The organism is Neorhizobium sp. T7_12 (genome assembly GCF_002968535.1).
Classification (GTDB): domain Bacteria; phylum Pseudomonadota; class Alphaproteobacteria; order Rhizobiales; family Rhizobiaceae; genus Neorhizobium; species Neorhizobium tomejilense.
On record NZ_PVBK01000029.1, the window covers coordinates 20,079 to 45,454 of the forward strand.

The 25,376-nt window shown below is 63.3% G+C and carries 26 protein-coding genes and 1 pseudogene; 14 read left to right on the forward strand and 13 right to left on the reverse strand.

The features are described from left to right. The first annotated feature begins 23 nt into the window (after positions 1–23). From C5J26_RS30675 to C5J26_RS30695, 5 genes are all read left to right on the forward strand, one after another. Positions 24–1,292, forward strand: a complete 1,269-nt coding sequence (locus tag C5J26_RS30675; protein WP_046665355.1) for an ABC transporter substrate-binding protein — start codon at positions 24–26, stop codon at positions 1,290–1,292. A gap of 195 nt (positions 1,293–1,487) precedes the next feature. Beyond that, positions 1,488–2,504 (forward strand): carbohydrate ABC transporter permease, encoded by a 1,017-nt coding sequence (locus tag C5J26_RS30680; RefSeq protein ID WP_105405212.1) that lies wholly within the window; start codon positions 1,488–1,490, stop codon positions 2,502–2,504. Continuing rightward, positions 2,504–3,556 (forward strand): carbohydrate ABC transporter permease, encoded by a 1,053-nt coding sequence (locus C5J26_RS30685; protein WP_105405213.1) that lies wholly within the window; start codon positions 2,504–2,506, stop codon positions 3,554–3,556. The genes C5J26_RS30680 and C5J26_RS30685 overlap by 1 nt, the downstream gene beginning before the upstream one ends. 9 nt (positions 3,557–3,565) lie before the next feature. After that, a complete protein-coding gene (locus C5J26_RS30690; RefSeq protein ID WP_105405214.1) occupies positions 3,566–4,648 on the forward strand; it encodes an ABC transporter ATP-binding protein in 1,083 nt (360 codons plus the stop codon). 107 nt (positions 4,649–4,755) lie between these two features. Then, complete coding sequence (locus C5J26_RS30695; RefSeq protein ID WP_245441335.1) at positions 4,756–4,998, forward strand: DUF6719 family protein; 243 nt, start codon at positions 4,756–4,758, stop codon at positions 4,996–4,998. Between the two features lie 54 nt (positions 4,999–5,052). Here the strand turns inward: C5J26_RS30695 and C5J26_RS30700 are convergent, their stop codons facing one another. Then, the gene (locus C5J26_RS30700; RefSeq protein ID WP_105405237.1) at positions 5,053–5,946 is read right to left on the reverse strand and encodes a S9 family peptidase; all 894 of its coding nucleotides are present in this window, start codon (positions 5,944–5,946) and stop codon (positions 5,053–5,055) included. A gap of 303 nt (positions 5,947–6,249) precedes the next feature. Here C5J26_RS30700 and ubiG point away from each other — a divergent pair, with 303 nt between their 5' ends. From ubiG to C5J26_RS30715, 3 genes are all read left to right on the forward strand, one after another. Further along, a complete protein-coding gene (gene ubiG / locus C5J26_RS30705; RefSeq protein ID WP_105405238.1) occupies positions 6,250–6,996 on the forward strand; it encodes a bifunctional 2-polyprenyl-6-hydroxyphenol methylase/3-demethylubiquinol 3-O-methyltransferase UbiG in 747 nt (248 codons plus the stop codon). A 50-nt stretch (positions 6,997–7,046) separates the two neighbouring features. After that, positions 7,047–7,292 (forward strand): hypothetical protein, encoded by a 246-nt coding sequence (locus C5J26_RS30710; RefSeq protein WP_105405215.1) that lies wholly within the window; start codon positions 7,047–7,049, stop codon positions 7,290–7,292. Positions 7,293–7,402: 110 nt separating this feature from the next. After that, positions 7,403–7,600, forward strand: coding sequence for a type II toxin-antitoxin system RelE/ParE family toxin (locus C5J26_RS30715; RefSeq protein ID WP_245441338.1), 198 nt, complete (start codon positions 7,403–7,405; stop codon positions 7,598–7,600). Between the two features lie 54 nt (positions 7,601–7,654). Here C5J26_RS30715 and C5J26_RS30720 read toward each other — a convergent pair whose 3' ends face one another. Genes C5J26_RS30720 through C5J26_RS30735 form a run of 4 tightly spaced genes read right to left on the reverse strand, consistent with a single transcriptional unit; the run spans position 7,655 to position 10,039 of the window. Then, positions 7,655–8,083, reverse strand: coding sequence for a DUF1178 family protein (locus tag C5J26_RS30720; RefSeq protein WP_105405216.1), 429 nt, complete (start codon positions 8,081–8,083; stop codon positions 7,655–7,657). Continuing rightward, a complete protein-coding gene (locus C5J26_RS30725) occupies positions 8,080–8,934 on the reverse strand; it encodes a carbon-nitrogen hydrolase family protein (RefSeq protein ID WP_105405217.1) in 855 nt (284 codons plus the stop codon). Before C5J26_RS30725 ends, C5J26_RS30720 begins: the two co-directional genes overlap by 4 nt. Positions 8,935–8,946: 12 nt before the next feature. Then, entirely contained in the window at positions 8,947–9,204 is a 258-nt protein-coding gene (gene grxC, locus C5J26_RS30730; RefSeq protein WP_105405218.1) for a glutaredoxin 3, read from the reverse strand. A gap of 58 nt (positions 9,205–9,262) precedes the next feature. Continuing rightward, positions 9,263–10,039, reverse strand: a complete 777-nt coding sequence (locus C5J26_RS30735; RefSeq protein ID WP_105405239.1) for a ComF family protein — start codon at positions 10,037–10,039, stop codon at positions 9,263–9,265. Between the two features lie 58 nt (positions 10,040–10,097). On the opposite strand from C5J26_RS30735, the gene C5J26_RS30740 reads away from it, so the two are divergent. Beyond that, complete coding sequence (locus C5J26_RS30740; RefSeq protein ID WP_105405219.1) at positions 10,098–10,973, forward strand: class I SAM-dependent methyltransferase; 876 nt, start codon at positions 10,098–10,100, stop codon at positions 10,971–10,973. A 17-nt stretch (positions 10,974–10,990) separates the two neighbouring features. Here C5J26_RS30740 and C5J26_RS30745 read toward each other — a convergent pair whose 3' ends face one another. The 6 genes and pseudogenes from C5J26_RS30745 to C5J26_RS30770 form a co-directional block, all read right to left on the reverse strand. After that, the gene (locus C5J26_RS30745; protein ID WP_105405240.1) at positions 10,991–11,164 is read right to left on the reverse strand and encodes a Flp family type IVb pilin; all 174 of its coding nucleotides are present in this window, start codon (positions 11,162–11,164) and stop codon (positions 10,991–10,993) included. 46 nt (positions 11,165–11,210) lie between these two features. Next, entirely contained in the window at positions 11,211–11,531 is a 321-nt protein-coding gene (locus C5J26_RS30750; RefSeq protein ID WP_037081748.1) for a hypothetical protein, read from the reverse strand. Between the two features lie 107 nt (positions 11,532–11,638). Then, positions 11,639–12,052 carry an 8-oxo-dGTP diphosphatase MutT gene (gene mutT / locus C5J26_RS30755; protein ID WP_105405220.1) on the reverse strand — a complete coding sequence of 138 codons (414 nt, stop codon included), beginning with the start codon at positions 12,050–12,052 and terminating at the stop codon, positions 11,639–11,641. Beyond that, a pseudogene (locus C5J26_RS30760) lies at positions 12,049–12,869 on the reverse strand (GNAT family N-acetyltransferase). The gene mutT and the pseudogene C5J26_RS30760 overlap by 4 nt, the downstream one beginning before the upstream one ends. Then, a complete protein-coding gene (gene argJ / locus C5J26_RS30765; RefSeq protein WP_105405222.1) occupies positions 12,838–14,079 on the reverse strand; it encodes a bifunctional glutamate N-acetyltransferase/amino-acid acetyltransferase ArgJ in 1,242 nt (413 codons plus the stop codon). Before argJ ends, C5J26_RS30760 begins: the two are co-directional and overlap by 32 nt. A gap of 60 nt (positions 14,080–14,139) precedes the next feature. After that, entirely contained in the window at positions 14,140–15,012 is an 873-nt protein-coding gene (locus C5J26_RS30770) for a peptidylprolyl isomerase (RefSeq protein WP_046664963.1), read from the reverse strand. 254 nt (positions 15,013–15,266) lie between these two features. Between C5J26_RS30770 and secA the strand changes: the two genes are divergently transcribed. Further along, complete coding sequence (secA, locus tag C5J26_RS30775) at positions 15,267–17,978, forward strand: preprotein translocase subunit SecA (RefSeq protein WP_105405223.1); 2,712 nt, start codon at positions 15,267–15,269, stop codon at positions 17,976–17,978. Between the two features lie 76 nt (positions 17,979–18,054). Here the strand turns inward: secA and C5J26_RS30780 are convergent, their stop codons facing one another. Beyond that, positions 18,055–18,960 (reverse strand): LysR family transcriptional regulator, encoded by a 906-nt coding sequence (locus tag C5J26_RS30780; protein WP_105405224.1) that lies wholly within the window; start codon positions 18,958–18,960, stop codon positions 18,055–18,057. A gap of 129 nt (positions 18,961–19,089) precedes the next feature. Between C5J26_RS30780 and C5J26_RS30785 the strand changes: the two genes are divergently transcribed. From C5J26_RS30785 to C5J26_RS30800, 4 genes are all read left to right on the forward strand, one after another. Continuing rightward, positions 19,090–19,344: a DUF2798 domain-containing protein gene (locus C5J26_RS30785; protein WP_105405225.1), complete on the forward strand. Its 255-nt coding sequence runs from the start codon at positions 19,090–19,092 to the stop codon at positions 19,342–19,344. Next, entirely contained in the window at positions 19,341–20,801 is a 1,461-nt protein-coding gene (locus C5J26_RS30790; protein ID WP_105405226.1) for an MFS transporter, read from the forward strand. Before C5J26_RS30785 ends, C5J26_RS30790 begins: the two co-directional genes overlap by 4 nt. 102 nt (positions 20,802–20,903) lie before the next feature. Continuing rightward, entirely contained in the window at positions 20,904–22,325 is a 1,422-nt protein-coding gene (locus C5J26_RS30795; protein ID WP_305778806.1) for a lipopolysaccharide biosynthesis protein, read from the forward strand. Between the two features lie 53 nt (positions 22,326–22,378). Continuing rightward, positions 22,379–23,617, forward strand: coding sequence for a GNAT family N-acetyltransferase (locus C5J26_RS30800; RefSeq protein ID WP_245437591.1), 1,239 nt, complete (start codon positions 22,379–22,381; stop codon positions 23,615–23,617). 3 nt (positions 23,618–23,620) lie between these two features. Here C5J26_RS30800 and C5J26_RS30805 read toward each other — a convergent pair whose 3' ends face one another. Further along, entirely contained in the window at positions 23,621–25,255 is a 1,635-nt protein-coding gene (locus tag C5J26_RS30805; RefSeq protein WP_105405229.1) for an AMP-binding protein, read from the reverse strand. Positions 25,256–25,376 lie beyond the last annotated feature (121 nt).

Consider the following 25,376-nt stretch of genomic DNA (forward strand, 5'->3'; position numbering starts at 1 on the left):
TCCATTAAGAGGAGGAAATGAGCATGAAAACCAAATCGCTTCTGGCGGGCGCTGCGCTCGCCCTTCTCATGTCGACGGCAGCACATGCCGGCGACGTGCGGATCATGTGGTATTCTGACGGCGTCGAAGGCGACGTCATGAAGGACCTCGTCGGCCGTTTCATGAAGGAAAACCCGGGCATCAACGTCATCCTCGACAACGTTGCCTACAGCGTCATCAAGGATCAGCTGCCCGTGCAGCTCGAAGCCGGCAACGGCCCGGACATCGCCCGCGTCACGGCGATCAAGGACCTCTCCAGGCACTGGCTCGACCTGCGCCCGCTGGTCAAGGACGCCAAGTACTGGGACGATAATTTCGGCGCCCAGGCCGACTGGATGCGTCCGGACGGCTCCAAGCAGATCTCTGGCTTCATGACGCAGATCACCCTGACCGGCGGTTATGCCAACAAGACCCTGTTCGACCAGGCCGGCGTTCCGCTTCCGGGCCCGAAGGCCACCTGGGAAGAATGGGCGGCTGCTTCCAAGAAGGTCAAGGATAGCCAGAAGCTTCCCTTCGCCATGGCGATCGACCGCTCCGGTCACCGCCTGACCGCTCCGCTCCTGTCCTACGGCGCCAACTATGTCGGCAAGGACGGCAAGCCGGCACCGCTCGACAAGGGCGCCAAGGACTTCCTGACCAAGTTCGTCGGTTGGGTCGGTGAAGGCTCCTTCGCCAAGGACGTCTGGGTCTCCGCAGCCGGCTCGACCTACCGCGCCGCGGCCGAAGACTTCATCAACGGCCAGCTCGCCTTCTACTATTCCGGTTCCTGGCAGGTGGCGAACCTCACCACCAAGATCGGCAACAGCTTTGACTGGGTGGCGACCGGCAGCCCCTGCGGCCCGGCAGCCTGCACCGGCATGCCCGGCGGCGCGGCGCTCGTCGCCGTGAAATACACCAAGAACCCGAAGGACGTCGCGGCCGTCATGGACTGGTTCGCCCAGGAGAAGATCGTCAAGGAATTCTCCGAGCGCACCCTCTTCCTGCCCGGCCACAAGGGCGTCGTCGACAAGGGCGGCCTCGACTTCAAGACCGACAACGCCTTCGCCAAGGCTGCCCTGACCAAATATGTCGAGGCATCCAAGACCACGGCCGACACCGCCCTGAAGCTGCCCGGCTGGCGCTGGTCCGACACGGTCTATGCCGCGGTCGTCACCCGCGTCGGTCAGACGCTGGCCGGCGAACTGAAACTCGATGACGCTTTCACGCGCATCGACGCCGACATCGCCCAGAAGGTCAAGGACAGCGGCCTTTGATGACAGCATTGGGGTGAGCCTCTCACCCCGCCTCCGCTCCGCTCGGCGCACCCTCTCCCCGCAGGCGGGCGAGGGTGACCGGCGACGGCGCGGCAAATCCCTTCTCCCCGCCTGCGGGGAGAAGGTGCCGGCAGGCCGGATGAGGGGCGAGCCTCGTCATTCGGACAAGAAGACAAGGAGGGATGGAATACGAACATGAGCACGACGTCTCTCACCGACCGTCTCGGCAGCCTTCTCATGGCGCCCGTGCATCTCCTGATGCGCATCATCGACATACCGCTCCGCGCCGTTCAGAAAGCGGCCGGTATCGGCGGCATGGCGGCCGTATTCCTTGCCCCGAACATGCTGATCTTCGGCATTTTCGTGCTCCTGCCCCTCGTCATCAACTTCGTCTATTCGATGACCGGCGGCACGGCCTTCTTCCTTTCCGAGCGCAATTTCATCGGCGCCGAGCAATATCAGCGCCTCTTCACCTGCACGAACTACCTCGACCCGATGTCCTGCCAGGAGGATGCCTTCTGGACCGCCGTCGGCAACACCTTCTGGTTCGTGATCCTGCAGGTGGCGCTGATGATCGGCCTGTCGCTGATTACGGCATTGATCCTCAACCGCGATCTCGCCGCCCGCTCCTTCTGGCGCGCCGTGTTCTTTTTCCCGGTCCTCCTGTCGCCCGTCGTCGTCGGCCTGATCTGGAAGTGGATCCTGCAGCGCCAGGGCCTCCTGAATTTCGGCCTCTACCAGTTCGGCATCGAGCCCTATACCTGGCTTACCGACCGCAACTGGACCTTCATCGCCACGATCGGCGTCTCGATCTGGGCGCATATGGGCCTCTACACGCTGATCCTGCTCGCCGGCCTGCAGGCGATCCCGAAGGATCTCTATGAAGCTGCCGAAATGGACGGCACCAAGCCCGCGCGTGTCTTCCGGCGCATCACGCTGCCGCTTCTCGCGCCGAACCTTCTGGTCGTCGTTGTCCTCGCCCTGATCAAGGCCGTTCAGATCTTCGACGAGGTCTACGTGTTGACCGGCGGCGGTCCGGGCACCAGCACGCTCTATCTGACCCAGTACATCTACGAGACCGGCTTTGCCTCGACGCTCCGCAATCCGGGCCTCGCCGCCGCCGCCTCGATCCTGATGGGCCTCGTGCTCGTCGTCTTGACACTGATCCAGCTCGGCATAGGCCAGCGTGGCGAAAAGAAGGGGAAACGCTGATGGGTGTCGCCTCTCGCTTCATTCTGCGCCGCCGCGGCGGCAAAAGCTGGCACTGGACGGATATCGTCACCTGGGTCTGGCTCGTCGGCGGCCTGATCATCATGTTCGGTCCGGCCGTCTGGCTCGCCTTTTCGTCCTTCAAGACGCCGGCAGCCCTTGCCGAATTCCCGCCGTCCATCCTGCCCTATGTCACCAGCCAGGCGACGGTCCAGGGTTACGACAAGCCATTGCAGCTCTTCGACGCCAAGATGCCGGACGGTTCGACCAAGGTGCTGGCCGAGGTGCGCCGCATCGGTCTCGTCGCCCAGATGGTCGATCCGACGACGCCCGGAGAAATCGTCCGCGTCAACATCGGCGACCGCACGCCGGTCCGCTCGGTCTCGTTCGCCACGGAAAACTACACGACGCCCTTCACCCAGTTCGATTTCCTGCGCTACCTGTGGAACTCGGTCTTCGTGACGGTGACGGCGACGCTGATCACCCTGATCGTCAATTCCATGGCCGCCTTCGCGCTGTCGAAATACGAGTTCAAGGGCCGCAGCCTGGCGATGCTGATCATTCTCGCGACGCTGATGGTGCCGCTTTCGGTGATCATGGTGCCGCTCTATTCGATCATCTCGTCGCTCGGCCTGTTCAACAATCTCTGGGGCGTCATCCTGCCAACGGTCGCGACACCGACCGGCGTCTTCATCCTGCGCCAGTACATGCTGACCATCCCGGACGAGCTGATCGACGCCGCGCGCATGGACAAGGCGTCCGAATGGCAGATCTACTGGCGCATCGTCCTGCCGCTGACGGCACCGGCGCTCGCGGTTCTGGCGATCTTTTCGGTCGTCTGGCGCTGGAACGACTTCCTGTGGCCGTTGATCGTATTGTCGCGGCGCGAACTCTACACCCTGCAAGTGGGCCTGAGCATCTATTCCGGCGAATTGAACGTCCAGTGGCACTTCATCCTGGCAATGACGGTCGTGACAATGATCCCCGTCGTGCTGGTCTTCATCTTCCTGCAGCGTTTCATCACCACCGGCATTGCCGGCACCGGCCTGAAGTAAGGATCCCCGATGGGCGAGATCACACTCACCAAAATCAAGAAGTCCTTCGGCGCGGTTGACGTCCTGAAGGACATCGACCTCGATATCAAGGACGGCGAGTTCATCGTTTTCGTCGGCCCGTCCGGCTGCGGAAAATCGACCTTGCTGCGCACCATCGCCGGCCTTGAAAAGGTCACCGGCGGTGAGATCGAGATCGACGGCAAGCGCGTCAACGAAGTGTCCGCTGCCGACCGCGGCCTTGCCATGGTCTTCCAGTCCTATGCGCTCTATCCCCACATGAGCGTGCGCCAGAACCTCGCCTTTGGCCTTGAAAATTCCAATATGCCCAAGGCCGAAGTGGCCGAGCGCATTACCGAAGCCGCCCGCATGCTGGAGATAGAAGCCTACCTGGAACGCCGGCCCGGCCAGCTTTCCGGCGGCCAGCGCCAGCGCGTCGCGATCGGCCGCGCCATCGTGCGCCGCCCGACCGCCTTCCTGCTCGACGAGCCGCTGTCGAACCTCGACGCCGAACTGCGCGTCTCGACCCGCGCCGAGCTCGCAGCCCTCCACGCACGCCTCGGCTCGACGATGATCTACGTCACCCACGACCAGGTGGAGGCGATGACATTGGCCCACCGCATCGTGGTCATGCGCGCCGGCAAGATCGAACAGGTCGGCACCCCGCTCGACCTCTACAACACGCCCGCCAACCGCTTCGTCGCCGGCTTCATCGGCGCACCTCACATGAACTTCCTGGCCGGCGAAGTCGCCGAGCTGGAGACCGGCACGGCGACGCTTGCGACCGCGGGCGGCCACCGCCTGCTCGTGCCGTTCTCGGGCCATTCCCTGTCCGTCGGCGAAAAGCTGACGATCGGCATCCGCCCGCAGCACATCACGCTCGCCAATGATCCGGGAAGCCTCAAGGTCAAGGTGCGCCTCGTCGAAGCACTCGGCTCCGAAACGGTCATCCACGCCGATCTGAACGGCGAAAAACTCCTCGCTGTCGTTCCCGGCCAGAAGCTGATTTCGCCGGGCGACGAAACCTACCTCTCCGTCGCCGGTGCGCCGCTGCACCTGTTCGACCGGAACGGATTGAGGGTGAAGGGGAGCTAGTCCTCCCCCTCATTCCTTCGGGTCGAGCTACACCGGACGGTGGAATGGCCGGTCGGTCGCACGGGCGCTACAATCCCTCACCAACCATAGCGGGAGGAGGGGTTTCGATGTTGCGCGCTTTTCTGATTCTATTGCTGGCCATGGTCTTTGCCGGACCGGCCACGCTATCACCGGCCAACGCCCAGACCAGGATGGTCAAGGCCAAACCGACACCCGCATCGATGGCGGCCGGCGAGGCCGTCTTGTTCGACGACAAGAGCTGCCCGGCAGGCATGATCGCTCGTTATACCAAGGCGCAGCGCAAGGAGCAGATTTCCAAGAGATGCGTACATCTGAACGGCACGCGGTAGGCGTAGGCCCCAGGCGAGTATCCGCGTCATCTGAAAGATGCTCGCCTGATGCCGTCAGAGATACCCTTTGAAAAAGGCCAGAACCGCCCTCCGCATCGCTTGTGTCTCGCGATGCCCGACCTCTGCCTCCGGCAGGAACACCAGCGCACCGAGCGCTTCCGCCCTCAGATAGGCGGCTTCCGTCTCGGCAAAGGCGCGCTCCACCGCGTCAGGCGGCGTCAGCGGATCGTCCCAGCCGACGCAGATCAGCTGCGGCCGCGGTGCCACCAGCCCGGCAATTTCGCCGATCGAGGTTTCCCTGAGCAGCCCCGGCACGGTCAGGTAATGCCCGTGCAGATCATGGGCGCCGATTTCGACCAGCGTCGCGAAATCCGCGTAGCAGCATAGGTGCGCGTTCGCCTTCACCCTCGGATCAATCGCCGCCAGGAAATAGGCAAGCGTCGCCCCCATCGACAGGCCCGTAACGCCGATCCTTTGCGGATCGACTTCCGGCCGGCCGGCGAGCCAGGTCAGCGCCGCCGCCTGTTCGGAAAGCATCTGCCCGAACAGCGTTTTGCCGTGCCAGAGCGCCGCCTTGGTCGCCGCATCCTCCGTCACCCCGGCCCGCTCGCCAAACGTCGGCATGTCGATGCAAAGCGCCACATATCCTTCGCGCGCCAGAACCGGCCCGGGGGCATCGAGCAGAGCCGGCCGGCCGTCGATCAGTTCGGATGCGCCGATATCCCAGCGGGCGCCATGCGCATGCGCATAGACGATCGCCGGGCCGCGGGTGAGGAAACCTTCGCTCGGCCGGGTGAGGAAACCCCGAACCTCCGCGCCATCCTCGAGCCGAAAACGCAACCTTTCGACAATATAGCCGTCGTGGATCTCCGCGGAACTGTCCGCCAGCGTCATGGAGACCTCCTCGAAGGCAAGCAGCTCCTTCAATCGCTCAACCGTGATCGCCATCTTGCCCTCCTCCCGGTGCGCCATCCCTCCCCTCCAGAGAGGATGACCGCCATCTGTGCCTGCCAGATTTTCAAAGACATAGACGAAATCGCCCGTCGCCGCATCAGGCCCGGCGGGTCCGCCACTACGAAAATTTCGGCCCCATCCTCCGGCTATCGAGGCAGAGGATGGAACAGCGCCCGGACGCCGACTGCGTTAGCGATCCTCAGTGGACGGTGTCAAAAAGACGCTGACCATCGCAGAACTCTTGACTTCCGCGCCCTATCATCCGACTTCAAACGCTGAAACGAAGGGATGACGACCATGACCGAAGCCGCCCGCAGCACGATCGACCAGAGCGAAGTCGACCGGTTTTCCGCAATGGCCGCGGAGTGGTGGGACCCGACTGGCAAGTTCAAGCCGCTCCACAAGTTCAACCCCGTGCGGCTCGCCTATCTCCGCGACCGCATCTGTGAAAATTTCGGCCGCGACCCGAAGAGCCATCTGCCGCTTTCCGGCCTGCGCATCCTCGATATCGGCTGCGGCGGCGGCCTGCTCTCCGAGCCGATCGCCCGCATGGGCGCGACCGTCGTCGGCGCCGACCCGTCCGAAAGGAACATCGGCATCGCCTCCACCCATGCCGCCGAGACCGGGACGTCTGTCGACTATCGAGCCGTCACCGCCGAGCAGCTCGCCGAAGCCGGCGAGACGTTCGACGTCGTGCTAAACATGGAGGTGGTCGAGCACGTCGCGGACGTCAATTTCTTCATGACGACCTGCGCCAACATGGTCCGCCCCGGCGGCCTGATGTTCGTCGCCACCATCAACCGCACCTTCAAGGCCGGAGCGCTGGCGATCTTCGCCGCTGAAAACATCCTGCGCTGGCTGCCCCGCGGCACCCATCAATACGAAAAGCTGGTCCGCCCGGAAGAGCTCGAAAGACCGATCTCCTCAGCCGGCATGGAAATCATCCATCGCACCGGCGTCTTCTTCAATCCGCTGCAGGACCGCTGGAACCTGTCGCCGGACATGGACGTCAACTACATGATGCTGGCCAAGCGGCCGGCGTGATGGAAATTCGTGGCGCCTGTGGTACCATGTCGGAGTAGAAGGAGCTGCATATGCCGCAAGTAACAGTAAAGCTTGACGCAGTCCTGGATAGCCACATCCAAGATGCTATCGAACGAGGTGAAACTAAGTCACGCGATCGATATATCGAGGACGCGCTCCGTGATCGCTATCTCCGCGACCTCCAAAGACAGAAGCTACATGAGTCTCTTGATCGGGCGATAGCCGACGCCGATGCGGGTCGCGTCACCCCACTCGAAGAGGCCTTCGATCGCATCTTGAGCGACCTCGAAAAGTAGGGAAAGCCCGTGAAAGTCGTCATCACGGACGAAGCGCTTTCGGACATTTCCTCAATCACAAAATTTATCAGGAAAGATAATCCTCCGCGGGCGATCTCATTCGCACTGGAATTAGGGAAGCCTGCCGCCAGCTCGGAAATTCACCGGGCGCTTTTGCCGCTTTATCAGACTATCCGGAAAGCGGGATCAGGCGACGCCCCTACGGCAACTATGTGATCCTGTACAGGATCGGCGGCGCGACGGTTGAGATCCTCCATATCTTCCACGGCGCCCAGGACTACGAGAGCGTCCTCTTTCCGAAAGAGTAGCCATCCCCAACCCCGCCACGCACGCTGGTCTCTCCCCGATCGCCAGCCGCTCGTTCAGTTCGCGTCTTCGGGAATGATCGGCAACGGCGCGATTTCGATGCCCTCGTCGAGTAGCTCGCGCACCTCGCCGAGGCTCGCCTGGCCGATGATGCCGCGGGCATCCGCCTCGCCGTAGTGGATCTTGCGGGCTTCCTCGGGAAATTTTTCGCCGACGTCCTCGGCATTGGCCTTGATCGCCGCCACGGCTTCCTTGAGCTTGGCGATAGCCTCCTGGCGGGCGAGGTCCATCACCATCGCCTGCTTCTCTTCCTTCTTTCGGGCGGTCGAAACTGAGGGCGCCATCAGCGTCTTGGAAATGGAAGCGGAATTGCAGACCGGACAGGTGAGGAACCCGCTCGCCACCTGCCGGTCGAAATCGGCGCCTTCCGAAAACCAGCCTTCGAACGTGTGGGCGTTCTCGCAGGAGAGGGAATACTTGATCAAGCGGCCACCTCTCCCGCCGCGTCCGTAACCGCATCGAGCGAGAACTCGCGGGCGTTCTTGAGGTTCGGGATCTTTCCCCGGGCCGCAGCAACGGCGGCAATATCGATCTCGGCGAGCACGATGCCTTCGCCGGTGCCGCCGGCGGATGCCAGCATCCTGCCCCAGGGATCGACGATCATCGAATGGCCAAATGTCTCGCGGCCGTCTTCATGCACGCCACCTTGAGCGGCGGCGATCACGAAGGCACCGTTCTCGATCGCACGGGCACGCAGCAGGATTTCCCAATGGGCCTCGCCGGTCTGGCGGGTGAAGGCGGCCGGCACGGTCAGGATTTCGGCGCCGGCCAAGGCTTCGGTGCGGAAAAGCTGCGGGAAACGGACATCGTAGCAGATTGCAAAACCGAGCTTGCCGAACGGCAGGTCGGCAACCCGCGCTTCGCTGCCGGGCTCGTAAGCGGAGCTTTCGCGCCAGCTCTCGCCATTGTCCAGATCGACATCGAACATATGGATCTTGTCATAGGTGCAGATCTGCCGGCCGCTGGGCGCAAACAGGAAGGCGCGATTGGCAATCTTGCCGCCGTCGACGGCGATCGCCGTCGAGCCGATATGTAGATGGATGCCGAGTTCGCTCGCAAGGCTGCGGGCGGTCGAAACGATGATGTCGCCCGCCTCGTCGCGCAGCACGGCGCGCATAGCCTTGCGGTCCCGCTGCAGGAAGCCGGTCATCTCCGGGGTCTGGATATAAACCGCCCCATGCGCCGCAGCCTCGCGGACCAGCCGCGCCATGTCGGCAGCGTTCTTTTCCGGATCGACGCCGGAGCACATCTGGATGGCGGCAGCCTTGAAAGCCATGGAGGATACCTCTCAGTTCGCCAGCATCGGGTCCAGCCTGCCGGCCCGGTCGAGTGCGTGCAGATCGTCGCAACCGCCAACATGCGTGCCGTCGATGAAGATCTGCGGGAAGGTCGAGCGACCGCTCGCCTTGCCGATCATCTCCTGGCGCAATTCCTGCGAATAAGTGGCGTCATGCTCGGTGTAGGAAACGCCTTTCGTCTCCAGCAATGCCTTGGCGCGTGCGCAGTAACCGCAATATTCGCGGGTATAGATAGTGACCTCTGCCATGATCGTCTCCGGGCGCGGCCAGGCGGGAATGGGCCGCGCGCAATAGTGTCTTCTTCTGTCATATAGGCCCGGTAACAGCCATTGCAAAGGTCAAAACCGTGACCTCGGCGGCGCCGGCTCGTCTCAATGCGCGCGTGGCGGATGAAACCGTCGCACCGGTCGTATAGACGTCGTCGACCAGCACCAGCCGCTTGCCGAAGACGCGGTCCTCATGGCCTGGTGCGATCGCGAAAGCCGCCCGCACGTTGTCCTCGCGGGCCCGCGCCGAAAGCCCCACCTGCCGGTTCGTGCGTTTGACGCGGATGAGTGTGGACGGCAGGAACGGCTGGCCGGATTTTCGCGATAGATGCCGGGCAAGCTCCGCCGCCTGATTGAATTTCCGCGAGGCGAAACGCGAGCGATGCAGCGGCACCGGCAGGATGCCGTCGCAGTTTGCGACGTAACCATCGGAGGCACGCAGCATCCACCCGGCCATCATACCCGCGAGATCGGTGCGGTCGCGATATTTCAGCGAATGGACGAGGTCGCGGGCCGCGCCCTCGAAGATTGCCGCCGAACGCAGGCGGTCGAAGACGGGCGGTTCGGCAATCGCCTGCGCCGACAGAATGCCAGGCCCCGGATCGTAGGAGAACGGCAGGCCGAGCGTCTCGCAATAGGGCCGCTCGATGAACCGGATTTCCCGCCAGCAGGTGGGGCAGAAGCCCTGATGCGCGCCCGTTCGCACACCGCAGCCGGGACAGGTCGGAGGATAGACGAGGTCGCCTACCCATCTCGTCCACCCCACGGCAAACGATGTTAAAAGTCGCAGGGCATTGACGTTGGGCTCGGCGGACATGACTTGACAATAGCGGACGGAGCGCGCCTTTGCGACGGCAGAATACGAGTGGACGGCCATGGAAATTCTTTTCGACGAACAGCTGATAGGTGCACGGCGCAGACGCGCGATAACCGCCAAGGACAGCAATGCCGCCTTCCTTCTGGACATTGCCGGCCGCGAGCTTGCAGACCGGCTGGCGGTCGTCGAACGGCAATTCGAGACCGCGGTCGAACTTCATGGCGGAACCGGCATCGCCGCTCGCGAGGCGCTGGCCACCGGCAAGATCGGCACCGTGAGCCGTATCGAGACCGATGCCGCTTTCGCAAGGCCCGGAGACGCGTTCGCCACGGCTCCATTGGAAGACGTCCCACTGGAACCCGAATCCGTCAATCTGATCCTGTCGCCGCTCTCGCTGCACCTGGTCAACGACATGCCCGGCACGCTGATCCGTATCCGCCGGGCGTTGAAGCCGGACGGGCTTTTTCTAGCAGCGATTCCCGGCTCCGGCACGCTGCAGGAAATGCGCGACGTCCTTCTCTCCGCCGAGGCAGAACTGACCGGCGGCGCGAGCCCCCGCGTCATCCCGTTTGCCGATGTGCGCGATGTCGGCGCCCTGCTGCAGCGGGCCGGTTTCTCGCTGCCGGTCGTCGATGCCGAGACCTACACGGTGCGCTACGACTCGCTTTTCCCGCTGATGCGCGATCTACGCGCCATGGGCATGACCAACCCCCTCGCGGGCCGCAGTCGCGTGCCGGTCACAAGGCGTTTCTTCGTAAGGGCTGCAGAGCTTTATGCGGAACGTTATTCCGATCCGGACGGCCGCATCCGCGCGACATTTTCGATCATCTACGCATCCGGCTGGGCCCCGCACGAAAGCCAGCAGAAGCCGCTGAAGCCGGGTTCGGCCAAGATGCGGTTGGCCGAGGCTCTCAACAGTCGCAGCCCGCGCTGAACGGCCCCGACCCAAATTCAGGGAACAGGGTCGTCAACGCTGTTAGAGATGGTTTTGAACGTATTCGTCAATGCGTCGGTAAAGGTGGTGAACCCGGCGATCATCGACAGCGAGATGATCCCGATAATGAGGCCGTATTCCACGGCCGTTGCGCCGCTATTGTTCTTCAGAAGAAACCTGAAAAGGCGCATGGAATATCCTTCAATCAACATCAGCGGGCCAAAAAAGCCCCTGGTGTCAGCAGTCGCTGCCGACGCCATAGCCCTGCACGATGCAGACCGAGCCCGGCGTTTCCTGCAGCACGCTGCGCCGGATCGTATAATGTCTTGCGCCCTTTTCGCCGGGCTTGATGGAGCCCGTGCTGATCAGGTCGAAATCCTCCTGGACATGCGCCAGTCGGCGCTCATCATTGCGGCCAGCGAGCATCGGCGTCACGATCAGTGAAAGAGCGATCGCGGCCGTCCCGAACAGAAGAGCGATATTGAGCGCGCCGGTTTTGCCGGAGCCATGCGTCGCCCGCTGACGGACCCGCACAGTTTTCCAGAATTCCTCGTCCATGCCTTCTAAAGCCTCATCAACGCGTTACCGGATAAGCCTTGAAGGTGCCACAATCGGCTAAACGATCCCTTAACGCCGTATGAATTCGGCGGCTCTAATTTTATCGATTAGAGCAGATCCTGCAGGATCGGGATCAGCGGCTCGTCGGCCGGCGGCATCGGGTAATCCCTGAGTGCGTTCGGCCGCACCCATTTGATGGCCTGCCCTTCCCTTCCCGTCGGAATGCCTTCGAAGCGACGGCAGATATAGAGCGGCATCAGGAGGTGGAAGGTCTCGTAGGTGTGGCTGGCGAAGGTGAGCGGCGCCAGGCAGGGAATCCTGGTCTTGATGCCGAGTTCTTCCTCGAGCTCGCGCACCAGCGTCTCCTCGGGCGTCTCACCGAGCTCTACCTTGCCGCCGGGAAACTCCCAGAGGCCGGCCAGCGACTTGCCTTCGGGACGCTGCGCCAGAAGGATGCGGCCGTCGGTATCGATCAGCGCGCAGGCGGCGACGAGCAGTATCTTGCGGGGGGCGTCGCTCATGCCTGGCTTTCCTGCCGCCAGTAACGGTATTCGTAGGCCTTGCGGAAGCCGAACCTCCGATAGAGCGCCATCGCCGGTTCGTTGGTCGAGACGACCTGCAGCCAGGCCGAACGCGCACCGCTGATACGAGCCCAGCGTAGCGCCGAAGACAGGATTTCGGTGCCGAGACCCTCGCGCCGATGCGCCTGGGCCACGGCAAAGGAGATGATGCCGGCAAGATCGTTGTCCTGGACGCAGAGCGCCACGGCCGCGGCTCCTTCCTGCGGATTCTCCTTGATGAAGAAGCCGGAGGTCGGCTTGATCGAACTCAGGATCTCGGCAAGCGCCGGCTTCAGCGCCGGATCTTCGTTATCGATCGCCAGGCTCGCGTCGCAGAACCGGCCGATATCGTGGCTCGGCAGGTGATCGAGCGTGTCCGGCAGTTCCAGTTCGGTGAGGTTGACAGTCAGCACGTCGACGGTCTCGAACACCCGCCAGCCGGCGGCATCGAGATGGTCGATCAGCCTAGGAGGGGCGAGCGGCGTCTCCCGGACGACCAACTCACGGCCGTAATTTTCGAACCGCTTGCGAGCCTTCTCGAGCCGCATCGCCATGTCGCGGTGATCGGACGGGTCGAGCGGCACGATGCAGTTCAGGCGCTTTGAAGGATGGCCGCCGGTCAGCCGAACCTGCCAGCTTCCGTCATAAACGACGGACGCCGCCGGCCAGGCTCGAAAGCCCACGGCTTCGAGCCGCCTGACCAATGGCAGATCGTTCTGAGGAGATGATGCTTCGTTCAATTCCTGTCAGCTCCGGTAGTCGCCGTTGATGGCAACATATTCCTTGGTGAGGTCGCAGGTCCAGACGGTCGCTCGGCCGCTGCCGAGACCGATATCGACCTTCACCGGAATGTCCTGTTCCTTCATGACGGCGGTGGTCGCGGCTTCGGAATAGGCCGGATCTCGCTCGCCGTCGACGGCGACGCGCACGTCGCCGAACCAGATCGCCAGCCGGTCGCGGTCGGCCATTTCGCCGGACTTGCCGACGGCCATGACGATGCGGCCCCAATTGGCGTCTTCACCGGCGATCGCGGTCTTGACCAGCGGCGAATTGGCGATCGACAGCGCGATCGTCTTTGCCGCTGCATCGCTTTCGGCGCCAGTGACGGTGATCTCGACCATCTTGCGCGCACCTTCGCCGTCGCGCACGACCTGCAGGGCCAGATCCTTCAGGAGATCGTTGAGCGCGGCGCGGAAGCTCGTGAGGCGCGGGTCGTCAGCGGTCTCGACGCGGGCCTGCCCATCGTCGGCGGCAGCGCCGGTTGCAAACAGCATCAGCGTATCGGAGGTCGAGGTGTCGCTGTCGACGGTGACCGAATTGAAGGTCGGACCGACGCCGGCGGAAAGCAGGTTCTGCAGCGCCGGCGACGCGATGTCGGCATCGGTCGCCACGAAGGACAGCATGGTCGCCATGTCGGGCGCGATCATGCCGGCGCCCTTGGAGATGCCGTTGATCGTCACCGTGACGCCGCCGATCTCGGCCGTGCGGGTCGCGACCTTCGGATAGGTATCGGTGGTCATGATCGCCTTGGCAGCTTCGAGCCAGAAGCCGCCGGTCGCGCCGCTGTTCATGTCGCCGAGCACGCCTGCGAATTTCGTCGCGTCGAGCGGCTCGCCGATGACGCCGGTCGAAGCCAGATAGATCTCGTTCTCACCGCAGCCGACAGCCTCGGAGGCCGATTTGGCGGTGAGTTCAGTCGCAGCCTTGCCCCTGATGCCGGTAAAGGCGTTGGCATTGCCAGAATTGACGACCACGGCGCGCGCCACCCCGTGCGGCAGATTGGCACGGCAGAAATCGACCGGCGCCGAAGGGCACTTGGAGCGAGTGAAGACGCCGGCGACGGTCGCCGGCTCGTCGAACACCATCAGCAGCACGTCGGTGCGGTTCTTGTACTTGATCCCGGCGGCGGCTGTCGCCATGCGCACGCCGCGGATTGCCGGCATGTCGGGATAGGATTTCGGAGCGAGCGGCGAAACGGAATCGGACATCGGAAATTACCTGGCTCAAATATGGAGAGGGCCCGGAAAATCCGGGCCCGTTGTCGAGAATTACTGCTGGACCGGCGCGTCGCCCGCGTCCTGCATCTTGCTGACGTCTTCATAGCCCTTCTTGAGGGCCGCATCCTTGATGTCGATCTTCTGTTCGCTCTTGGCCTTGGTGATGAGAGCGACGTACTTGTCGCGCATCACCAGCTGCTTGACCTGATCCTCGACCTGGTCGAAAGCCGGCGCCGGAGCATCGCGCGTGTCTTCCAGCTTGATGACGTGATAGCCGAACTGCGACTTGACCGGCGTCTTGCTATATTCGCCCTTCTTCAGCGTGAAAGCGACTTCTTCGAATTCCGGGACCATGCGGCCGCGGCCGAACCAGCCAAGGTCGCCGCCTTCATCCTTGTTGGAATCCTGGGACTTTTCCTTGGCGATCGCGGCGAAATCCTTGCCCTTGTCGAGATCGGCGATGATTGCCTTGGCCTCGTCCTCGGTCTTCACCAGGATATGGCGGGCATGCACCTCTTCCTGCTTCGGCAGGGAGGCGATTTCCTTGTCGTAACGGGCCTTGATCTCTGCCGGGGTCGTGGCGTCGATCACATGCTTGCGGAAGTAGGCGTTATGCAGCTCGCGGTCGGCGATATAGTCCATCCGCTTCTTGAAGTCCGGCGTATCCTTGATGCCTTCGGCCAGAGCACCCTTGGCGAGCAGCTTGACGTCGATGGCGCCGGAAAGGGCTGCGACCTTCTTCTGTTCGTCCGGAAGCTGGGCGAGCTGCGGGTCGAGGTTCTGAACCGCAATATCCAGTTCCGACTGGTGAATTTCCAGGTCGCCAACCTTGGCAACGACGGCATCCTCCGCCGCAAAGGCGGGAGCCTGGCAGAGGATCGCGGCGGCCAGCGCGGCCGTCATGAGAAATTTGTGGCGCAACATCGATAAAGACCTTTCGATAAGGATACCGGTTTCAGAACGTCTGATTCCGGCCAGAAAACCTTCACAAACACCGGATTGTGGCCATTCTGTATCGGCCGCCACCGTTGACATCATTCGACCCCCCTCTTATCTGTCACGCAACTTGGCGTCCAGCAGAGTTTCCGGGCGTGGCGGGTCATTTTATCGGCATCAGAAACCGATGGTTCGACCGGTCCCGCGCCCCCATGGGACAGATTTCAGAAAGGACCATTCGTATGGTCAGCCTTGGCGGCATCGCCCGCAAATTGTTCGGTTCGGCAAACGATCGCCGCGTGCGCGGCTACCAGCCGACTGTCGACGCCATCAATGCAATCGAGGAGAAGACCAAGGCTCTCTCCGACGAACAGCTTGCAGCCCAGACGGTGGAGTTCAGGAAACTGCTCGCCGAGGGCAAGACGCTCGACGACCTCCTGATCCCGGCCTTTGCGGTCGTGCGCGAGGCTTCCCGCCGCGTACTCGGCATGCGCCCGTTCGACGTACAGCTGACCGGCGGCATGATCCTTCACGATGGCGCGATCGCCGAGATGAAGACCGGCGAAGGTAAAACGCTGGTGGCGACGCTGGCGGTCTACCTGAACGCCCTCGCCGGCAAGGGTGTGCATGTAGTCACCGTCAACGACTACCTGGCCCAGCGCGACGCCCACACGATGGGCAAGCTCTACGGCTTCCTGGGCCTGACGACCGGCGTCATCGTTCATGGCCTCAGCGACGAAGAGCGCCGCGCCAATTATGCGTGCGACATTACCTACGCCACCAACAACGAGCTCGGCTTCGATTATCTGCGCGATAACATGAAGTACGAGCGCAGCCAGATGGTCCAGCGCGGCCACAATTACGCGATCGTCGACGAAGTGGACTCGATCCTGGTCGACGAGGCGCGCACGCCGCTGATCATTTCCGGCCCGCTCGACGACCGTTCGGAACTCTACAACACGATCGACGCCTTCATCCCGGTCCTGACGCCGGAAGACTACGAGATCGACGAGAAGCAGCGCTCTGCAAACTTCTCCGAGGTCGGCACCGAAAAGCTCGAGAACCTGCTGCGCCAGGCCGGCCTGCTGAAGGGCGAATCCCTCTACGACGTCGAGAACGTGGCGATCGTCCACCATATCAACAACGCGCTGAAGGCCCATAAGCTCTTCACCCGCGACAAGGACTATATCGTCCGCAACGACGAGATCGTCATCATCGACGAATTCACCGGCCGCATGATGCCCGGCCGCCGTTATTCGGAAGGCCAGCACCAGGCGCTCGAAGCCAAGGAAAAGGTGACGATCCAGCCGGAGAACCAGACGCTCTCCTCGATCACCTTCCAGAACTATTTCCGCATGTACGGAAAGCTTGCCGGGATGACCGGTACGGCCCAGACCGAAGCGGAAGAGTTCGGTAACATCTACAAGCTCGAAGTGATCGAAGTGCCGACCAACCTGCCGATCCAGCGTATCGACGAGGACGACGAGGTCTACCGGACCTTCGACGAAAAGTTCAAGGCGATCATCGAAGAGATCAAACAAGCCCATGAACGCGGCCAGCCGGTCCTGGTCGGCACCACGTCGATCGAGAAGTCGGAACTGCTGGCGACAATGCTGCGCCAGTCAGGCTTCAACAATTTCCAGGTCCTGAACGCCCGTTACCACGAGCAGGAAGCCTATATCGTCTCGCAGGCCGGTGTGCCGGGCGCGGTGACGATCGCCACCAACATGGCCGGCCGCGGTACCGACATCCAGCTCGGCGGCAATATCGACATGCGCCTCGAACGCGAGCTCGAAGGCATGGAGCCGGGTCCGGAGCGCGATGCGCTGGAAGCGGCAAGCCGCGAGGAAGTGAAGCAGCTCAAGGAAAAGGCGCTTGCCGCCGGCGGCCTCTACGTCATCGCCACCGAGCGCCACGAAAGCCGCCGCATCGACAACCAGCTGCGCGGCCGCTCCGGCCGTCAGGGCGACCCCGGCCGCTCGAAGTTCTACCTGTCGCTCCAGGACGACCTGATGCGCATCTTCGGCTCCGACCGCATGGACAGCATGCTGCAGAAGCTCGGCCTCAAGGAAGGCGAAGCGATCGTCCATCCGTGGATCAACAAGGCGCTCGAACGCGCCCAGAAGAAGGTCGAAGCCCGCAACTTCGATATCCGTAAGAACCTTCTGAAATATGACGACGTCACCAACGACCAGCGCAAGGTGATCTTCGAGCAGCGCATCGAGATGATGGACTCGGAAGACGTATCCGAGACCGTCGAGGACATGCGCAACGAGGTGATCGAAGTTCTCGTCGCCAAGCACATTCCCGAACGCGCCTATGCCGAACAATGGAATGCCGCCGGCCTTCGCGAAGACGTCGACCGGATGCTCAACCTCGACCTGCCGATCGAGGATTGGGTCAAGGAAGAAGGCATCGGCGAGACCGATATCCGCGAACGCATCACCGAGGCTGCCGACAAGGCCGCGGCCGATCGCAAGGAGCGCTTCGGCGCCGATATCATGACCTATGTGGAGCGCTCCGTGCTGCTCCAGACGCTCGACCACCTGTGGCGCGAGCATATCGTCAATCTCGACCACCTGCGCTCGGTCATCGGCTTCCGCGGTTACGCCCAGCGCGATCCGCTGCAGGAGTACAAGGCGGAAGCCTTCGAGCTGTTCCAGGCCCTGCTCGCCAACCTGCGCGAGGCGGTCACCGCCCAGCTGATGCGCGTCGAGCTGGTGCAGAACCCCGAGCCGCCGCAGCCGCCGACCGTCTACGACGAACAGCATGTCGATCCGACGACCGGTCTCAACCAGGTCAACGGCTTCGACAGCGAGAACTTCATCGCCGCGCCGGAAGACCGCCGGCCGGAAGATCCCTCCACCTGGGGCAAGATCGGCCGCAACGAGGCCTGCCCCTGCGGGTCCGGCAAGAAATACAAGCATTGCCACGGCGCCTTCGAGCAGGCCTGAGGCTTCCGCGAAAACATGATGATGCGAACGCCGCCCCTGGGCGGCGTTTTCGTTTCCGCCTTCCGGAAGGACTGCATCAGGCGTCGGCTGGAGACCCGGCGCAGATTTCCCGAACACATGTCCGCAGCCACCGGTGAGCCGGATCGGCATCCAGCCGCGGATGCCAGAGCAATGACACGGTAATCTCAGGCACCGGAACCGGCAGGGCGAAACTGAACATCCCGGCGCGCAGGTTGCCGCTGTGCCGCTCCGGAATGCTGGCGATCAGATCCGAAGACCTGGCGAGAGCTAGCGCCGTCGCGAAACCGTCGACGATCGTCATGATCCGCCGTTCCAGCCCCGACGCCGCCAGAGCCTCGTCGATCGCCCCCTTTTCAAGCCCCCGTCGCGAAACCAGGATATGATCGCCCGCCGCGTATCGCCGAGCCGATATCTCGCCCTCGGCCAGCGGGTGCCCGGTGCGCACGACGCCGATGAAACGGTCCCGGAACAGTGCCTGGGCCCGCACTTCCGGACCGATCGTCGCGCCGACGACCCCGGTTTCCAGATCGACGCTTCCGTCACGAAGCGAGGTGCTCTCCTTGTCCGGCTTGCGGATGAACCGCAGCCGCACGCCGGGCGCCTGAGCGCTGACACGAGCGATGAGGCCAGGCCCGAAATTCTCGACGAAGCCCTCGCTGGTGCGTAGCGTGAATGTCCGGACCAGCTTACCGAGATCGAGCATCTCGACCGGCCGCAAGACCGCCTCCGCATCCTGCACGAGGCCGCCGACCCGTTCGCGCAGTTCGATCGCCCGTGGCGTTGGCACGAGCCCGCGGCCGGCCCTCACCAGCAACGGATCGCCCGTCGTCTCGCGCAATCGCGCCAAGGCCCGGCTCATGGCCGACTGGCTGAGCCGCAACCGTTTGGCCGCTCGCGCCACGCTGCCTTCGGCCAGAAGAACGTCGAGGGTGAAAAGCAGGTTGAGATCGGGTCTGGACATGCGCGCAGCATAACACAGGCGCTTCAATATGACATGGCGTCAGATGCATTGAATTGATGCAAATCATGCGCCTTCCGCCATGCGTGCCCTTGAGATAGCCCTTGGACAATAGTTTCTGGAGGTTCCCTTATGATACCCGTTCGACTGATACCCGCCATTTTCGGCCTTGTTCTTTCCTGCCTGATGTCCCTGCTTATCTCCGGCGTTTCCACGCTCCGCAGCGCGGGGCCGATCGACGGCTTCTTCGGGATCTGGATGGGAGCATGGCTCCCCTCCTGGATCATCGCCTTTCCGGTCGTGCTGGTTGTCGCACCGCTGGCGCGCCGGATCGTCAGCAACCTCGCGAAGCCGACCACGAAACCGGCGGGGGGTGAAAAACGATGACCTCTGCCGCCCACGATCCGGTTCTGCAACCGGCAGAACGGGCGAGTACCCTCCGTGGGGCGCTCGCCGGTCTTTCGCTCTCGATGTTGCTCTCTTCGCTCGGCACCAGCGTCGCCAATGTCGGCCTGCCGACATTGGCGCAGGCGTTCGACGCCTCCTTCCAGCAGGTCCAATGGGTGGTCCTTGCCTATCTTCTCGCAATCACGACACTGATCGTCAGTGTCGGGCGGCTTGGCGACATTGCGGGACGCCGGCGGCTCCTGCTCGCCGGGATTGCCCTTTTCACGGTAGCCTCGATCGCCTGCGGGATTGCTCCGACGCTGGGTATCCTGATTGCCGCAAGAGCCGCGCAAGGTCTCGGAGCCGCCGCCATGATGGCGCTCACCATGGCTTTTGTCGCTGACATATTTCCAAAGACACGCACCGGCGCGGCCATGGGATTGCTCGGAACCATGTCGGCCATCGGCACCGCACTCGGCCCTTCCCTGGGCGGCCTTCTGATCGCCTGCGCCGGCTGGCGGGCGATCTTCCTGATCAACGTGCCGCTGGGGCTGCTGGCGCTCCTTCTTGCCTTTCGCTACCTGCCCGCCGATCCTCGTCGCGAAAGACCGGACCAAAGACCCGGCTTCGACGTCTGGGGCACGCTGCTACTTGCCCTGGTGCTTGCAGCCTATGCACTCGCCATGACGATCGGCCGCGGCAGCCTTGGTCCGGTCAACGCCGCTCTGCTGCTGTTGGCTGCCGTCGGAGCCGGCCTGTTTGTTCTCGTCGAAGCGAAAGCGGCGTCGCCCCTGATCCGACTATCGATGTTGCGCAATCCAGCCTTGAGCACGGGATTGATAACCAGCGCGCTTGTTTCGGCGGTGATGATGTCGACGCTGGTGGTCGGGCCGTTCTATCTTTCGCGTTCGCTCGGTCTCGACGCAGCTTTCGTCGGGCTCGTCATGTCGATCGGCCCGATTGTTTCCACATTCAGCGGCGTACCGGCCGGCCGGCTCGTCGACCGCCTGGGCGCGGGGACGGCGGTCGTCATCGGTCTCGTCGGAATGGTGGCCGGCTCGCTTGGGCTCACTCTACTTCCAGGAACGTTCGGCATTGGCGGCTACGTCGCTGCCATCGCGATGCTGACGCCCGGCTATCAACTGTTCCAGGCAGCCAACAACACCGCGGTCATGGTGGACGTCAGCGCGCAGCAGCGCGGCGTCGTTTCAGGCCTGCTCAATCTGTCGCGCAATCTCGGCCTCATCACCGGCGCCTCGCTGATGGGCGCGGTGTTCGCAATGGCCTCGGGAACGGGCGATGTCGCGACGGCACCTCCGCAAGCCGTGGCCGCCGGGATGTCGTTCACCTTCGCGATTGCCGTGGGGATGATTGCCGTCGCACTCGCCATTGCCGCCATTCACCAGGCTGTTCCGGCCGTCCGCAACCTTTTGACCCGTTCTTCCAGGGAGCCTTGAAGTTCGCAGTTCGTGAAGCCATCGACGGCTGGGCGAACCCTTTCTTAACCCTGCTGTGGCAACACTTTTGCCCATTGTTCCCGTCGTCGTTACGAGTATTGCGTGCCCATCATGGCGGTTATCGAAACAGCGGAAAGATTGCTTCCGCCTGGTCTTAGGACCCGGCTGGCACCGCTGACCCGCAAGCTCGAATCCATCCTTACCGACGACGACGAGACAGCCCGCGCCCAGCGTCGCGCGCTGACCGCCTTCGTGATCCGGGTTGCAAGCGCGGCCATCGCCTTCGTGTCGCAGATCGTGCTCGCCCGCCTGATGGGCGAGTTCGAATACGGCATCTTCGCATTCGTCTGGGTTCTGGTCGTGCTCGCCGGCAATCTCTCCTGCCTCGGCTTCCACACGTCCGTCATCCGCTTCCTGCACCAGCACAAGGCGCGCGAAGAAGTGGCGACCGTGCGCGGGCTCAATCTTGCCGTCCGCCTGGTGGCGCTGATCTCGGCAAGTGCGGTGGCCGGCCTCGGCTTCCTGTTCCTGCATGTCTACGGCCACACGGTCGAGGCCTATTACCTCGTGCCGGTGTCGCTGGCCTTCTTCACCATACCGATGATCGCGCTCGGTGACGTGCTCGACGGCACCGCGCGTTCGAACGGCTGGACGGTGACGGCGCTCTCGCCCACCTACCTGATCCGCCCAACCCTGATCCTCGTGTTCATGCTGGGTGCACTCTGGTTCGGCGCTGCCCACACGGCCGTTACCGCCATGCAGGCGGCCCTTGCCGCGACCTATGTCACGACGCTCCTGCAGTTGCTGCGCCTGACGCTGCGCCTGCGCCGGCTTTACGGCCCTGGCCCGATGCAGTTCGAGATCGGCGCCTGGTTCCGTTATTCCCTGCCGCTCTTCCTCGTCGACGGCATCGGCTTCCTGCTGACCAATGCGGACGTCGTCGTCGTCGGCCTCTACCTGCCGCCGGACCAGGTTGGCATCTACTACGCTGCTGCAAAGACGATCGTGCTGGTGCAGTTCGTCTACTTCTCGATCAAGGCAGCCGCCGGACCCCGCTTCTCCGCCATCATGGCGGAGAACGACATGACGGCGCTGGCCTCCTTTGCCGGACAGACCGCGCGCTGGAGTTTTTGGCCGTCGCTTGCCGTCGGACTCATGGCGCTGGCAGCCGGCGAACTGCTCCTGTCGCTGTTCGGCAGTGCGTTCACGGCCGGCTACTGGCTGATGGCGATCCTGTTCTGCGGCATCCTCGCCAAATCCATGGTCGGCCCCGGAGAGGTGCTGCTCAGCATGGCCGGTCGCCAGAAGCTCTGCGTCCTGCTTTACGCCGTGACGCTGCTGGCGAGCATCGCTCTCAACATCGCGCTGATCCCCCGCTTCGGCCTGACCGGGGCCGCGATGGCGACGGCGGCGGCGATGATGATCGAGGCTATCCTGCTGCATATCGCAGTCCGCCGCACGCTCGGCATCGTGCTCTTCGCCTTTGCCGATCCGACGCCCTCTGCTCCTTCAAAGGCTTCCTGACCATGGCGCAACCTCCGTTCAGCAGCGAATTCGAGGGCAATGGCGGCGGCCGGATGAGCATGGTCCAGGCGCTCCGCGCCGAGCGGCCGGATGCCGACACGCATCTCCAGGTCGGCCGGCCCGGCCGCGAACTCTGCCTATATCCCGCCGCCTTCGGTTACGACCTGCAGGAAGAACTCGAATTCCTCTCCAACCGTGCGCTCGAGCCGAACATCTTCTTTTCGGCCCGGCTGCTCGCCCCCGCCATGCCGCGGGTCGAGGACAAGCAGGTCCGCCTGGCGCTGATCCGCGACGAGACCGGCACGCGCAGTCGTATGCGGCTGCTGATGCCGTTCACGGTCGAGAAGCCGGGTTTTTCGGTCGGCGCCTCGATCATACGTGCATGGGCCAATCCCTTCGGGCCGATCGGCACGCCGCTCGTCGATGCGGAAGACAGTGCCGAGACGATCGACAATCTTTTCGAGGCGCTGAGCATGCGCGAAGCCCGCCTGCCCTCCGTGCTGGTCATGCCGGACGTCAGGCTCGCCGGTCCGTTCGCACAGCTCGCCAAGGCGGTCGCGATCGGCCGCAACCTGCCGGTGACCGTCACCGATCCCCAACAGCGGCCGATGCTGGAAAGCCTGCTCGACGGCGAAACCTATCTGAAACACTCGATCTCGTCGCACCACTACCGCGAAATGCGCCGCCTGTGGCGCAATCTCGGCAACAAGGGCTCGCTCAGCTATTCGGTTGCCCGCCAGCCGGAAGAGATCCGGTTGCGGATGGAGGAATTCCTGGCGCTCGAAGCCAAGGGCTGGAAGGGCCGCAAACGCTCGGCCCTGATCAACGACCGTTACCGCGCCGCCTTCGCCCGCGAGGCGATTACCAACCTGGCGGAAGTCGACGCGGTCCGCATCCATACCATCGATTTCGACGGCCGGGCGATCGCTTCGCTCATCGTCTTCATCATGGCCGGCGAGGCCTACACTTGGAAGACCGCCTACGACGAGGGTTTTTCCCGGTTCTCGCCCGGCAAGCTGCTGATGGTGAAACTGACCGAGTGGCATCTCGAAGACGCCAATATCATGCGCACCGACAGTTGCGCGATTCCCGATCACCCGATCATGAGCCGTTTCTGGGAAGAACGCGAGGAGATGGGGACGCTGGTGATCGGCCTGAGGCAGAACGGCGACCGCGACGTGCGCCAGGTGGCAGCCCAGCTTCACCTCTACCGCAACACCCGCAACATGGCCCGCATGCTGCGGGAAAAGATCATGTCGCTTGCCGGCCGTTCCGGGGTAGTTACGCCTTGACGATCACTCGGCGGCCGCCTTGTCCCGCAGCAGCCGGCGGATCACCTTGCCGCTGGTCGTCAGCGGAATATCGTCGACGAAGGCGACCTCGCGGGGATATTCGTGCATCGAGAGCCGCGTCTTCACCCAGTCGCGGATCTCCAGAGCCAGTTCGTCGCTCGGACGATAGCCGGGCGCGAGCGCGATATAAGCCTTGACGATCTCGGTACGGATCGGGTCCGGCTTGCCGACCACGGCTGCCAGCCGCACCGCCGGATGGCCGGTCAGGCAGTCCTCGATCTCGCTTGGCCCGATGCGGTAACCGGACGAGGTGATGACGTCGTCGTCCCGCCCGATGAATTCCACATAACCGTCGCGGTCCTTTCGTCCGAGATCGCCGGTGATCAGCCAGTCGCCGACGAACTTCGCCTCCGTCGCCGCCTCGTCGTTCCAGTAGCCGAGGAACATCACCGGATCCGGACGACGAATGGCAATCTGCCCCATCTTGCCGGCCGGCAGCTCGATGCCCCTGCCGTCGACCACCGCCACATGATGGCCCGGCACCGCCCGCCCGATCGCTCCGCCGCGCGACACGCCGAGATTGGCGGCCGAGGACAGCACGAAATTGCATTCGGTCTGGCCGTAGAATTCGTTGACCGTCAGCCCCAGCGCCGCCTTCGCCCAGTCATAGGTTTCGCGGCCCAGCGCCTCGCCGGCCGACGCGATGGTCCGCAGCTTGAGATCGTATTTTTCAAGCGGCTTTTCGACGGATTTCAGGAGCCGCAGCGCCGTCGGCGGGATGAAGGCGTTGCGCACATCCATTTCGCTGATGATACGGAAGGCCATGTCGGCATCGAATTTCTGGGCGGGCGATGAGACGACGGGAATGCCGAGCATCAGCGCCGGCATCAACACATTGAGCAGACCGCCGGCCCAGGCCCAGTCCGAAGGCGTCCAGATCCGGTCCCCTTGCTGCGGCGCGAATTCATGCGCCAGCTGGAAACCGGGAATATGGCCGGCCAGCACCCGATGACCGTGCAGCGCCGCCTTCGGCGGGCCGGTCGTGCCGGAGGTGAAGATCATCAGCGCCGGATCGTCCGGACCGCTATCGACGACCTCGAACACGGGCGGATGGGCGGCAATCAGCGCATCGAGCCCCAGAAGGCCCTCGTCGGCGGGCGCCTCGCCGGTGACGATGACATGCCGCAACTCCGGCAGCTTTTCACGCAGATCCGCCAGCCGCGACAGACCGAAGGGATTGGTGACGATCGCCGTCGCACCCGATGCCTTCAGCCGGTATTCGAGCGCCTCGGCACCGAACAGAAGCGCCAGCGGCAGGGCAATGCCGCCCATCTTGTAGATCGCCACATGCGCGATCACCGTTTCGAAACTCTGCGGCAGAAGAAGTGCGACGCGGTCGCCGGGCTTCAGACCCAGCGCGACAAAGGCGTTCGCAAGCGAGGCGGACCGCCCGGACAGCTCACCATAGGTCAGCGCCGGATGAGCGCCGTCCGGGCTGAAATGCTGGAGACTGATGCGATCCGGAAATTTTTCCGCCCAAGCATCGGTGACCGCCTCCCCCATGTTGAATCGCTGCGGGATTTCCCAGGCGAAATCGCGAAAAAGGTCTTCATAGGACTTGGCAGCAGGCAGTTTCATGGGCAGCGCTTCTATTTTTGCTGCACCAGCTAACATCCGGCATGCTTAAAATACAAGGGGGACACGGGAGGGACCTGACATGCGAAGCCGTGGAGGAAAGGGAAAAAACCACATCCGGCAG